This window comes from Streptomyces sp. NPDC051217, from assembly GCF_044455465.1.
In the GTDB taxonomy this organism is placed as follows: Bacteria; Actinomycetota; Actinomycetes; order Streptomycetales; family Streptomycetaceae; genus Streptomyces.
Genome location: NZ_JBITEV010000002.1, coordinates 247769 through 260609 on the forward strand (window position 1 = coordinate 247769; position 12841 = coordinate 260609).

Below are 12841 nucleotides of genomic sequence, written 5' to 3' on the forward strand. Positions count from 1 at the left end.
GCCCTGGGTTTCACCGGGGCGGCCCGGGGGGGACCCCGCCCCTTGGGGGGGGGGCCCCCGGGGGGGGCGGGGGGGGGGGGGCGGCGGGGGGCCCCCCCGGGGGGGGGGCGGGGCGGCCCCCCCACGACAGACGGGGGGTACTAGTCGCTGACGCGTACGTAGTCGACGACCAGTTGCTGCGGGAAGACTGTGCTGCCGTCGGGGTCGCCGGGCCAGTAGCCGCCGACCGCGAGGTTCAGGATCAGGAAGAACGGCTTGTTGAACACCCACTGGCGGCCGCCGAGATCGGCGGGTGTACGGGTCTGGTAGACCTGCCCGTCCACCGACCACTTGATGGAGTCGGGCGCCCAGTCGATCGCGAAGGTGTGGAAGTTGTCCGCGAACGCCTCGCCGTTCGGCAGGCTGTAGCCGGCGCCGATGCCGCCCTCGCCGGAGTAGCCGGGGCCGTGGAGCGTGCCATGGACGGTGTTGGGCTCGAAACCGACGTTCTCCATGATGTCGATCTCGCCGCTGTTGGGCCAGCCGCCGTCGCCCATGTCGCTGCCGAGCATCCAGAACGCCGGCCAGATGCCCTGGCCGCGCGGGATCTTGATGCGGGCCTCGACGCGTCCGTACGCGGAGTCGAACCTGCCCGCGGTGTTGAGCCGGGCGGAGGTGTACTCACATGTGCCGTACCAGCACTGGTAGTTGCCCGGGTTCTCCTTGCGGGCGGTGATGACGAGATTGCCCTGGCCGTCGAGCTGGGCGTTGTTGTTGCCGGACGTGTAGTACTGCCGCTCGTGGTTGTTGACGTTGTCGCCGGTCTCGATCTGCCACTTGCTTCCGTCGACACCGGACCCGGCGGGGCCGTCGAACTCGTCGGCGAACTTGATGGCTGCGGGTGCCGCGGCGGCGTGGGGGCCGTCCGTGGCGGAGGCTCCGGCGGGCACGGCGGCCACGGCTCCGGAGGTGCACAGAAGTGCGAGGGTGTACAGCGCCGTACGGCGCCGCCAGGACAAATGCACGGTCATCACATCGCTTTGCGTGGGGGGCATGCGCATGACAGGTGTTGCTGATGGAGGAAGCGCTCGCGCGCTTATTTCAATGCTTGATTCAAGGCAGCCGCGGGGCGCTCGTCAAGAAGTTGGTATGGACCAAAATTATCAGCAGTGTGTTTCCGGCCCATCCATGTGAACACGCGGTATGGCTCACCCACCCACTCAACTCCCGGCGCGTGCGCGCTTCTTGACCTGCACATGATGGTCGCGGAGCATTCACCCCAGCGTCACAGCCGCTGTGGAAAGCTCCTGCGGAAACGTCACATCGCCATGGTCACCGTGCGCACCGCCTCCACCCTCGGCAGTGCGCGCGGTGATCTCTTTTGGAGAGGACACCCCCATATGTCCCGTCGTCACCATCCCGCCGTGCGGCCGGTGCTGGCACTGTGCGCCGCCGCCGCGGTGCTCGCCGGCAGCGCGGCCGCCGCCCCGGCCGCCACACCCCCGGCGGCCACATCGGGAACCGCCGCCGCCCCGGCCACCACCGGGACCGCGGCACTGGACGACACGTACTACCAGGGCGCGCTCGGCAAGACCGGGCCCGCCCTCAAGAGCGCGCTCCACACCATCATCAGGAACCAGACGAAGCTCTCGTACAGCGGCGTCTGGGAAGCGCTCAAGGTCACCGACCAGGACCCGCGCAACTCCGCGAACGTGATCCTCCTCTACAGCGGCGCCTCGCGGGCGAAGTCCAAGAACGGCGGCGCCGTCGGCGACTGGAACCGCGAGCACGTCTGGGCGCAGTCCCACGGCGACTTCGGTACGTCGCAGGGCCCCGGCACCGACGTCCACCACCTGCGTCCCGAGGATGTCCAGGTCAACGGCATCCGTGGGAACAAGGACTTCGACAACGGCGGGAGCCCGGTCAGCGGCGCCCCCGGGAACCTCACCGACGGCGACTCCTACGAGCCGCGTGACGCGGTCAAGGGCGATGTCGCCCGCATGATCCTCTACATGGCGGTGCGTTACGAGGGCAACGACTCGTTCGCCGACCTCGAACCGAACGACCGCGTCAACAACGGTTCGGCCCCCGCGATGGGACGGCTGTCCGTGCTGAAGCAGTGGAACGACGAGGACCCGCCGGACGCCTTCGAGAAGCGCCGCAACGACCTCATATACAGCCAGTTCCAGCACAACCGGAACCCGTTCATCGACCACCCCGAATGGGCCGAGTCCATCTGGTGACACCGCCGGACGGCACGGCGCGGCTTCCCGGGGCCTGATCACCCCGGCTGCCAGAGTGGGCGGCGCCGACTCCAAGCGCCCCCATCGGGGAATGCCGGCCGGAGCCCCCGGGCGCGGATGTTCTCGTCCGCGCCCGGGGGCTCCGGTTTGCCCCGGCGCACTCCGCAGACAGCCCATGGAGGTCGTCCGTGACACCCGTCTCGGCCACCGATGTGATCACCGACGCGCTGGTGGAGCTCCAGCGGCGGGTCGCCACCCTGGACGAGGGTGAAATCGCCTCGTACATCCCGCAGTTGGCCACCGCCGACCCGCACACCTTCGGAATCGCGCTGACCAGCATGGGCGGCAACCACTACTGGTCGGGCGGCGTGGATACGCCCTTCACCCTCCAGTCGGTGTCGAAGCCGTTCGTCTACGCGCTGGTCCTGGCGGAGCTGGGCCTGGACGAGGTGACCCGCTGGGTCGGCGCCGAGCCAAGCGGCGAGGCGTACAACGCGATCAGTCTGGAGCCGACCACGGGGCGGCCGGCGAACGCGATGATCAACGCGGGGGCGATCGTCACGACCGCGCTGGTACCCGGAACCGACGAGGAGGAGCGGTTCGAGCGGATCCTCGACTGTCTCGGCCGGTTCGCCGGACGGCGGCTGGACGTGGACGAGAGGGTCCGCGCGTCGGAGTCCGAGACCGGCGACCGCAACCGGGCCCTGGCGTATCTGATGCGCGGCGCGGGATCGCTCCCCGGCAGCCCGAGCGGCGTGGAGACGTACTTTCGTCAGTGTTCGGTGCGCGTGACGACGGTCGATCTGGCGGTGATGGCCGCGACGCTGGCCAACGGCGGCGTCAACCCCTCCACCGGCGAGACGGTCGTGCCCGAACCGGTGGCGGTGCAGGTGCTCGCGGTGATGGCCTCCTGCGGGATGTACAACGCGTCGGGCGACTGGCTGCTGCGCGTCGGGCTGCCGGCCAAGAGCGGCGTGTCGGGCGGGCTGATCGCCGCCAGCCCGGCGCGGTTCGGTCTCGCGGTGCACAGCCCGCCGCTGGACGCCACGGGCACCCCGGTACGCGGCATGGCCGTGCTGCGCGAGATGTCGGCACGCTTCGGGCTGCATCTGATGCGCCGGTCCTCGCGTACGGCGCCGACGGTGAAGCTGGCGGAGACCGCGCGGACCGCGCCCTCCGGGCGCCCGCGCGGCGAGGCCGAGCGTGAGGTGATCGAGCGCGCGGGTGACCGCGTGGCGATCGTCGCCGCCCAGGGCATCCTCGACTTCACGGAGGCCGAGCGGCTGCTGCACGAACTGGGCAACGTCGTCCCGGGGGAGCCCGGCTGGGTGGTGCTCGATCTGGAGGACGTCTCGGAGATCAGGCCGTTCGCCGAGATCATGCTGCGCGAGGCGCTGGCCGGGCTGGCGGCGCAGGGGCATCAGGTGACAGTGGTCGGCGATCTGGCGCCGCACGCCGACGAGGGCACCCGAGCGGGCGGCGAGGGCGCGTGGCGGCAGTTGCCGTCCCGCGAGGAGGCGGTGGCCCGGTGCGAGGACGCGCTGCTCTCGGCGGGCATCAACCGGCGGCAGGCACCCGACCGTTCCGGCGAGGCGGGCGACAGCAACGGCGGCAGCGACAGCGACTCCGACAGCGACAGGACTTGAGGGAACCGTACCGGGGCCGGTGAGCCGCCTTCTGGACAGGTGTCTATAGTTCACGGACACCTGTCCAGAAACACGAACCCCCTGAGGATGTCTCCGTGAGTACCGCCGCCCAGATCCTGGTCGCCCTCGTGGCCGCCTTCCACGTCTACGTCATGGTGCTGGAGATGTTCCTCTGGGAGCGCGGCCCCGGCAGGAGCCTGTCCGGCTTCGACGCGGAGATGGCCCGTGCCACCGCGCCCCTGGCCGCCAACCAGGGTCTCTACAACGGATTCCTCGCGGCCGGCCTCGTCTGGGGTCTGATCGCGGCGGACCCGACGGGGCGCCACGCGCAGATATTCTTCCTGAGCTGTGTGGTCGTCGCCGGGGTGTACGGCGCGGCCACGGCGAACCGCCGCATCCTCTTCGTCCAGGCGCTGCCGGGCGCGATCACGTTGGCCGTCGTACTGGCGGCGGGATGACGGGCTCGGCCTCCGGCGGGACGGCCGGTGGGTCTGCCGCCCCCTCACCCCCGGGCGATCCGCGGGCGGCCCGGACCCGGGCCGCCCTGCGGCAGGCACTCCTCGACGAGTGCGCGGAGCGTCCGCTCGAACAGGTGGGCGTGGCCGCGCTGGTGCGCAGGGCGGGAGTCGGCCGGGCCACGTTCTATCTGCACTACCCGGACCTCCGGGCCCTCGCCGTCGACGCGTGCGCCACGGTCGTCCGGGACGCGGTGGACGCGCTGCACGCCTGGCGTGGTCTGCCGGACCCCGCGTCGCCGCCACCCGACCTGACGGCGTTCTTCACCGGTCTCGTACCGCACGCCGGCCTGTACCGCACGCTGCTGCGCCCCGGCGGCGGCGGCCCGCTCGGCGAGCTGCTCCACCGGGAGCTGCGGGAGCGCAGCCGTACCGAGCGCGCCCTGGCGGGGGCGCCGGAGCCGGAGTTGATCGCATCGGCGGTCGCGGCGTCGTTCGCCGGTGTGCTGGCGGACTGGCTGCACGGTCTGATCGACGCGCCGCCGGAGGCGGTCGCCGGTCAGGTGTGGCGACTACTCGTCGTGCTCCACCGCGCCCCCACCGGGTGAGCGTCCGCTCCCGGCCGGGGGGCCGCACCCACCCGCCGCGCCAACTCCGCGTAACGGTGGGTCACTTGCCCCGCCTGTGGCATATGCCGGAAGCACCACCGAATCGAGTGTTGCCGAATCCCTTACGAGTCGTAGCGGCCTGTGCAACAGTCGTAACGGCCCACCCTTCAGACCTGGCAGTGCCACGCCTGTATCGGAGTTCGAGATGCCGTCCCATCTGTTCGCGGACCGTCCCGCCCCGCAGCCACCGGAGCGGGGCGTGGTGGAGTCCCTCATCACGCGCACCCGCAGGCTGCGCGGTGACGTGGACGCCGTGCGCAGGGACACCGTGGCCGACGAGCACAACACGCAGTGGCGCTGGCAGCGCGCGCTCTGCGACCTGGCGGTTCATCAACTGGATGATCTCGGCGCCCACCTGGGACAGCTCAAGAACGGACTTCCCGGCGACGAAACCGAATCGCCGTCCACGGAGGCGGGCGCGGTGCCGACCGACGACGGGAGCGGTTCGCTGCTGAGCCGGGTCGGCAGCGCCGAGTGGAATCTCCTCACCGACGAGGTCACCTGGTCCCCGGAGCTGTACGAGATCTTCGGCCGGAGGCCCGAGAAGGGCCCCATGACCCTGGACGAACTGCCGTCCGTGATGGTCGCCGAGGACCAGAGCCTGCTCCAGACGCTGGTGACCGAGTGTCTTGTCGACGGCAGGCCCATCGACAGCGAGTTCCGCATCGTCAGGACCGACCGGCGCGTGCGCACGCTGCACATGATGGGCGAGCCCGTGCTCGACTCCGACGGCTGTACCGCCTCCATGTGGGCGGTGCTGCGCGATGTCAGCGAGTTACGCCGGAGCCGGCGTGCGCTCCACGAGTCGGGTGACTCGCTCCGGCGCCAGGAGCGGAGCGCCAGGACCGAACAGCGGCTCGTGGTCGAGTTGCAGGAGGCCGTGCTGCCGTCGTGGCGCGGGTCCCTCCAGTCCCCGCAGAGCGAGCCGGGAACGCTGGATCTGGCGGGCCACTATCTGCCGCCGGCCGGCGGCGGGCTCGTCGGGGGCGACTGGTTCGACGCGCTGAAACTCCCCGACGGGAACACCCTGTTGACGGTCGGCGATCTCACCGGCCACGGCGTGACGGCCGCCTCCACGATGGCGATGCTCCTCGGCGCCCTGCGCGGTATGGCGGTGGCCGGAGTCGAGCCGGGCGCGTTGATGGGCCATCTCAACCAGCTGCTCGACACGGCCGACCAGCCGGCGCTCGGAAGCGCGGTCTGCTGCCGCTACCGCGCCGAGACCCGCACCCTGGTCTGGGCGCAGGCGGGACACCCCGCCCCGCTGCTGTTCCGCGACGGGACGGGGCGCGCGCTGACTCCGCTGGACGGTGTCCTGCTCGGTGCGACATCGGGTGCCGCGTACGAACAGGCCGAGATCCAGTTGCTGCCCGGTGATCTGCTGGTGCTGCACACCGGCAGGCTGACGGACCGGGCCGGGGTGGACCGGCTTCTGGCGCTCGGGCCCCGCCTGACCGGGGCACGTGACGCGCAGGACTGTGTCAGGACGGTCGCCGAGGAGTTCGGCGAGACCGGACGCGAGGACGACGCCTGTGTACTGGTCGCGAGGATCGGCCCGGAGTCGTAGCCGCCGGGGGCCTGCCCCCGCGAGCCCGGCAAGATCCAAACGACGGACCCTGAGGGCTGTCCCGTAATCCCCGGTGGATCAGCGCGCGGCGTCAGATGCGGTACATCCAAGGCGGAGGGTCGTCCTCGTACCGGGCGTGTTCGGGCGATCCGACAACACGGCGAGGTGCCGTAGCTGTCGTCGTGCGCCCGCCGGGGATTACGGGACAGCCCTTAGATCTCCGAACTCCTCGATTTCCTCCCGGTACGCGGCAGGACCGCGTCGATCTCCTCGCGCAGCTCCTGGATGGAGGCGTGCGCCGCGTACTGACCCGTGAGCCGGTACATCTCCCGCAGCCGGTCCCAGGTGCGGTGCGACGAGGTCTCCCCCATCGACACCAGCGCCAACCGCGCGTAACGGTCGGCCTGTTCGGGATCGTCCGCGATGAAACAGGCCGAGGCCAGCGAGAGGTAGTCGAAGATCATCGACCGCTGACGGCCGTTCTGGCGCAGCTCGATCGCCCTCTTGGCGTGCCGTTGAGCTATGGCCGCCGCCGCGGGCTCGTGATCGGCGAGCGTACGGTAGGCCAGCGCCTCCATGCCGTACAGATCCGCCTCGTCGAACATCTGCATCCAACTCGGCGGCGGCACATCGCGCTTGTCCGAGACGAACAGGTTCTCCGCCTCGCCCAAAGTCCTGCGCATGGCCTGGCCGCGCCCCATCGACGCCTGTGCCCACGCCTCGATCGTGCAGAGCATCGCCCGCGTACGGGGAAGTACCTCGTCCCCCGAGCCGGACTTGGCGAGCTTCATCAGATCGAGCGCCTCGTCCGGCCGCCCCAGATGGACCATCTGACGGGCCGCCCTGGAGAGCGCCTCGCCCGCGCGCGGACGGTCGCCGCCCTCGCGCGCCGCGTGGGTGGCGATGACGAAGTACTTCTGGGCGGTGGGTTCGAGGCCGACGTCGTGCGACATCCAGCCGGCGAGGACCGCCAGGTTGGCAGCGACGCCCCACAGGCGCCGCTGGAGATGGGGAGGATGGCGGTACGAGAGCATGCCGCCCACCTCGTTGAGCTGGCCCACCACCGCCTTGCGCTGGAGACCGCCCCCTCGGGCGGCGTCCCAGGCCCGGAAGACGTCGACGGAGTTCTCCAGTGCGTCGATCTCCTGGGACCCGATGGGGGCGGCCTCGTAGCGGTCGTACCCGGCGGGGTCGGCGTTCAGGGGATCGGCGCTCCGGGGAGCGTCGTCGGTCAGAGCGGGGTCGGAGTGCAGCCAGTCGTACATGGAACTGCTGAGTGCGGTGCCTGCGGTGAGCACGGCGCCCGCGCCCACCAAGCCGCGTCGGTTGAGCATGAGGTCCATTCCCGTGAATTCGGTGAGGACCGCAGCCGTCCGGTCGGGCGCCCAAGGCAGGCCGTCGGGGTTCGATGCGTTCCCGGCGTCCCGTCGTCTCCCCGCGCGTCCGTGTCGTACGAACCCGAGGTCCTCGATGGTCACGACACGGCCGAGCCGCTCGGTGAACAGAGATGCCATCACCCTCGGTACCGGATCGCGTGGGATCTCCCCCATGTCGATCCAGCGTCTGACCCGCGAGGTGTCGGTGGCCAGCTGCGGGTGGCCGAGGGCCGCCGCCTGTCTGTTCACCAGCCGCGCGAGTTCGCCCTTGGACCAGCCGGCGAGGCCGAACAGGTCCGACAGGCGGGCGTTGGGTTCTCCGGTCACGTCAAGCCCCCAGGTTCTCGGCTGAGTTGACAGTAACCCTCTGTCAGATGCCTGGCGACTATTCGCCAGGCTTCGCCAGGGTGCGCTACGTGGTGTGCCACCCGCGGCCGGGTGTCGTGTAGGAACGCGCCACCCGGCCCCGGGGGTCCGACACATTCCCCAGGATGCGGAAGGACCGCCGGGACGGGTGGCGCGGGAATTAGTCGGTACACGAAGGGATCCGTTCGCCCATGTACACAGCGTCGTCGTACACAGCATCGTCCTCCGTGGCCGTCCCGCCCCGTCAGCAGCGGGCACCCGCGGCCGGCGGCGGACCGTATCTCGACCCCACCCACGCCGGCCGGACCCGGCGCTGGCCGGCCACGGCGGGCGGGCCGCTCGGCGGCCGACTGGATCTGTCGGGCCCCCAGGGCGCGCAGTTGAGGATGGCCGTCGCCTCGGTGCACCGGATCTGTCCGGAGTTCAACCCCGTGCAGGTGCTGCGGCGCAGCGGCCGCTCGGTGCTGCTGGTCGGGACGACCGGGCGGACGACCGCGGTGGCCAAGTGTCTGCTGGACCAGTCACCCGCGTGGGCCGAGAGTTTCCGGCACGAGATAGCCACTTACCGCTCGTTCGTGCGGCACCGCCCGCCGGTACGGGCCCCCCGCCTGATCGCCGCCGATCCCGACAACTGCACGCTGGTGGTCGAGCGGATGCCGGGCCGCGCCGCGGCCCTGTCGCGCCACCCCGCCGAGGCTCCCCCGCGCGCTGACGTTCGGGCCGTGCTGGGCGCCGTGACGCGGCTCAACACCTGGCGTCCGCCGGGCGACATGTTCGTGGCCGGTCTCGACTACGCGTCGCGGGTCACCCGCTATCACGAGCTCGGTCTCTTCACCGACCGGGACCTGGGGGATCTCCAGACGCTGATGCGTGGTCTGGGGCGGCCGGGCATGCGGCAGTTCTGCCACGGTGACGCGCTGCTCTCCAACATGCTGCTGTCACCGGCGGGGGCGGTGCTGGTCGACTGGGAGCACGCGGGCTGGTATCTGCCCGGGTACGACCTGGCGACGCTCTGGATGGTGCTCGGGAACAACCCGCTGGCACGGCAGCAGATCAGCAAGCTCGCGCAGATCAGGAGTACGGCGGACCGGGACGCCTTCCTGGTCAATCTGATGCTGGTGCTGACGGCGGAGATCCGTAAGTACGAGATGCAGGTGCAGCGCACCATGCGCGAGGCGCCGACGGTCGGCGGGGCGAACCAGCCCCAGCAGGGTGCGGCGCCGACGGGCGAGGAGCAGCGGCTGCTGCTGCGGCGGCTGCACGACGACTGCGCGATGGCCCGCCGGGCCGTGCGCGCCGCGGTCGGTACACGCTGATCCGCGCGTCGGGGGACCGCGTGGAGCGGCGCGTCGCGCGCCCGGTGCCGACACACCGGGCGCGCGACGTGCGTGGTGCTCTTCGCTCTACGGTCCGCCGAACTCGACCGTGTCGACGTCGAACGAGTTGTTCTGTGGTGACGTGAAGACGAGATACAGCTTGTGAGTGCCCGGGTGGGCCTTCACCGGTACCGCGTCGGTCGCCTGGTAGACGTCCCAGTCCCCGGTGTTGGGGATCGGGGTGGTGGCGAGCAGTTCGCCGTCCGGGGCGCCTGCCCGTAGTTCGATCGCGCCGACTCCGTAGGGCGAGGAGATCTGGTAGCCGACCGAGGCGATGCCCTCCACGCTCATCGGTTCGAAGGCCACCCAGTCGCCGTCGCTGATGTCACCGACGCGTTTGCCGTTCGCGGCGCCCGCCTGGTCGACGATGCGGGTGCCCGACTGGTCGTCGTGGTACTCGGCCTGCTTGAGCTTCGGTTGGAGGACGGCCCGCCCGTACCCGGTCAGCGCCGGTACCCCGTCGCCGCCGCCGTCGGTGTACTTGGCGTTGAGTACGTAGGTGAGGTCGGCGCCCTCGGGGTGGCCACCGAGGTCACCGGTGTCCACGGTGCCCTCGCACCCGGGGATGTCGTTGGTGGGGTGCTCGTGGTCGTCGTGCCCGAGAGCCGGGTTGATGGTGACCTTGGAGCAGTCGACGGTCCCGTCCTCCGGGTCGGTGACGGTGATCTTGTACGGGACCTGGTCGCCGAACTCGATGAGCTTGCCGTCGACCGGGATGTCGATGGTCACCTTCGGGGTGGTGTTGCCCGCGGTGATGGGCACGTTGGCGAAGCCGGACTTCCCGGTGGAGTCGGTGACCTTCAACTGGGCGCTGAACTCGCCGCCTTGGGTGTAGGTGTGGGTGGCGTTCTCGTCGGTGGAGTCGTAGGTGCCGTTACCGTCGAAGTCCCACTCGTAGGTCAGCGCGTCGCCGTCCGGGTCGGCGCTGCCCGCGCTGGAGAAGTCCACTTCGAGCGGGAGCGGTCCGTCGGTGACGGAGGCGGCGGCCTTGGCGACGGGGCTGCGGCGTCCCTGGGCGTAGTCGATGCGGTAGAGGCCGGAGTCGTTGTTGCCGCCGCCGAATTCGCTGCCCCACTCCAGGACGTAGAGCGAGCCGTCGGGCCCGAAGGTCATGTCCATGGGGCTCTTGAAGGCCACCGAGTCCATGAAGTCGTTGACCTTGAGGAGTTTCTCGTCCTTGTCGAAGCGGACTTCCTTGATGTAGTTGCGTGACCACTCGTAGAGGAAGCTCGCGCCGTCGAAGTACTCGGGGAACTTCGTCTCGGAGGGGTTGTCGGGGTCGTAGCGGTAGACCGGTCCGCCCATCGGGGCCGAGCCGCCCTCGCCCATCTCCGGGAACTGCTCGGACACGCCGTAGCCGTACCAGAGTTCGGGCTGCTGGATCTGCGGCAGTTCGGTCAGGCCCGTGTTGTTGGGCGAGGGGTTCGTCGGGTTGGCGCAGTCGAACTTCTCGCCGATCTCCCCGGTGTCCGGGTTGTACGGCGCGTACGCCTGGTCGTTCCCGTGGCAGAACGGCCAGCCGAAGTTCGCCGGCTTCTTGATGACGTTGTACTCGACCAGGCCCTCGGGGCCCCGGTCGGTGGTGGGCAGTCCGCGGTCGGGGCCGTAGTCGGCGAGGTGGACGTAGCCGGTCTCCTGGTCGACGGTGAAGCGGAACGGGTTGCGGAAGCCCATCGCGTAGATCTCGGGCCGGGTCTTGTCGGTTCCTTCCGCGAAGAGGTTGCCCTTCGGGATGGTGTATCCGCCCTTTTTGGTGGGCTTGATGCGCAGGAGTTTGCCGCGCAGGTCGTTGGTGTTGCCCGCGGTGCGCGCGGCGTCGAGCATCTCCTTGCCCTCGCGCCAGTCGATCGGCGCGTAGCCCTGCCAGTCGGGGTCGAGGTTGGGCGGTACGTCGTCGCCGACGCCGAGGTACAGGGTGCCGTCGGGGCCGAACTCGACGGCGCCGCCGGTGTGTCCGGGTTCGGTGAAGGTGCGGGAGCGGTAGGCCGGGACGTCGAGGAGTTTCTTCTCGCTGGCGAGGTCGAGGGTGTTGCCGTGGAGGGTGAAGCGGGACAGCCGGTTGATGTCCTCGGGTTCGCCGGCCGGCGCGTAGTAGAGGTAGATCCAGTGGTTGGTGGCGAAGTCCGGGTCGAGTTCCATACCGACCAGGCCGTCCTCGCCGCCGGTGTAGACGTCCAGCTTGCCGGCGGTGACGGTGGAGTGGGACGCCGGGTCGAAGATCTTCAGTTCGCCGCCGCGCTGCGCGTAGATCGCACGGCCGTCGTCGGCGACGTCGAGTTCCATCGGGTCGGCGGTGTTGTCGTCGAGGGTGACCTTCTCGTAGGCGCCCCAGTCGGTGCCGCCGCAGTCGCCCGGTTTCTCACCGGCCGCCCACTGGAGGCCGCCGACGACATGGTCGCGGAAGGCCTCTTCGTCGTACGCGGGGGTGTCATGGCCCATGGCGGTGGCCCAGACCTTGCCGCCCTCGGTGTTGCGGCACCAGGAGATGGGGTGGTCGGCGCCCATGGCGTCGGGGCCGGGGTTGTACGTCGTCTCGTCGGCGGTGACCAGGACGTGGACGTCACCGCGGGGGTTCTCATCGAAGTTGTACCACTCCTCCGGGCGTTCCCAGCGCTCGGGCAGTCCCTTGGTGGAGGGGTGGACCTGGTCGGCGACCTTGGCCGTGCCCTGGAGCACGCCGGGCGAGTGGGTGGGCATGTGGGCGCCGCCGTTGATGGTCTCGTCCCACCAGGGGAACGCCTCCTCCACGCCCATGTCGAGGGTGTTGTGGATGGCGACGACACCCTTGCCGCTCTGTACATACGTCTTCATGGCCTGGCGCTGGGCCTCGGTGTCCCAGACCATGCCGGAGTTCTGGAGCATGACGATCGCGTCGTACTGCGCGAGGTTGTCGTCGCTGAAGACGGTGGGGTCGTCGCTCTGGACGATCTCGAAGCCGTTCTCGGCGGCCTCCTCCTCGAACATCGTGATGCCGTTCGGGATGGATCCGTGGACGTAGCCGACGGCGCGAGTGAAGAGCAGGGCCTTGAAGGCGGGTTCCTTCTCGGCGGCTCCGGCGCCGGTGGGCAGGGCGGTCAGGGCGAGCAACAGGGCGCCGGCCCCGGCGACGAACGCTCTTCGGAGCGCTCTCCCAGGCCGCTTACTGTCATGCACATGCCATTTCAT

Annotated in this window: 9 protein-coding genes; 6 read left to right on the plus strand and 3 right to left on the minus strand. The window is 70.2% G+C overall.

The window, feature by feature from the left end; genetic code table 11:
• Positions 1-140: 140 nt before the first annotated feature.
• On the minus strand, positions 141-1040 hold the full coding sequence (locus ACIBBB_RS06240; protein ID WP_398979272.1) for a family 16 glycosylhydrolase: 900 nt from the start codon (positions 1038-1040) through the stop codon (positions 141-143).
• Between the two features lie 339 nt (positions 1041-1379).
• On the opposite strand from ACIBBB_RS06240, the gene ACIBBB_RS06245 reads away from it, so the two are divergent.
• The 5 genes from ACIBBB_RS06245 (at position 1380) to ACIBBB_RS06265 (ending at position 6558) form a co-directional block, all read left to right on the plus strand.
• Positions 1380-2222, plus strand: a complete 843-nt coding sequence (locus tag ACIBBB_RS06245) for an endonuclease I family protein (protein WP_398979274.1) — start codon at positions 1380-1382, stop codon at positions 2220-2222.
• Positions 2223-2410: 188 nt separating this feature from the next.
• Complete coding sequence (gene glsA, locus ACIBBB_RS06250) at positions 2411-3868, plus strand: glutaminase A (RefSeq protein ID WP_398979276.1); 1458 nt, start codon at positions 2411-2413, stop codon at positions 3866-3868.
• A gap of 95 nt (positions 3869-3963) precedes the next feature.
• Positions 3964-4326: a DUF1304 domain-containing protein gene (locus ACIBBB_RS06255; protein ID WP_398979278.1), complete on the plus strand. Its 363-nt coding sequence runs from the start codon at positions 3964-3966 to the stop codon at positions 4324-4326.
• Positions 4323-4931, plus strand: a complete 609-nt coding sequence (locus ACIBBB_RS06260) for a TetR/AcrR family transcriptional regulator (protein WP_398979280.1) — start codon at positions 4323-4325, stop codon at positions 4929-4931. Before ACIBBB_RS06255 ends, ACIBBB_RS06260 begins: the two co-directional genes overlap by 4 nt.
• A 205-nt stretch (positions 4932-5136) precedes the next feature.
• Positions 5137-6558, plus strand: a complete 1422-nt coding sequence (locus tag ACIBBB_RS06265) for a PP2C family protein-serine/threonine phosphatase (protein ID WP_398979282.1) — start codon at positions 5137-5139, stop codon at positions 6556-6558.
• 212 nt (positions 6559-6770) lie between these two features.
• On the opposite strand, the gene ACIBBB_RS06270 is transcribed toward ACIBBB_RS06265, so the two are convergent.
• Complete coding sequence (locus tag ACIBBB_RS06270) at positions 6771-8261, minus strand: hypothetical protein (RefSeq protein WP_398979284.1); 1491 nt, start codon at positions 8259-8261, stop codon at positions 6771-6773.
• A gap of 230 nt (positions 8262-8491) precedes the next feature.
• Between ACIBBB_RS06270 and ACIBBB_RS06275 the strand changes: the two genes are divergently transcribed.
• A complete protein-coding gene (locus ACIBBB_RS06275; protein WP_398979285.1) occupies positions 8492-9616 on the plus strand; it encodes an aminoglycoside phosphotransferase family protein in 1125 nt (374 codons plus the stop codon).
• Between the two features lie 87 nt (positions 9617-9703).
• Here the strand turns inward: ACIBBB_RS06275 and ACIBBB_RS06280 are convergent, their stop codons facing one another.
• The gene (locus ACIBBB_RS06280; RefSeq protein ID WP_398979287.1) at positions 9704-12829 is read right to left on the minus strand and encodes a ThuA domain-containing protein; all 3126 of its coding nucleotides are present in this window, start codon (positions 12827-12829) and stop codon (positions 9704-9706) included.
• Between the last annotated feature and the right edge of the window lie 12 nt (positions 12830-12841).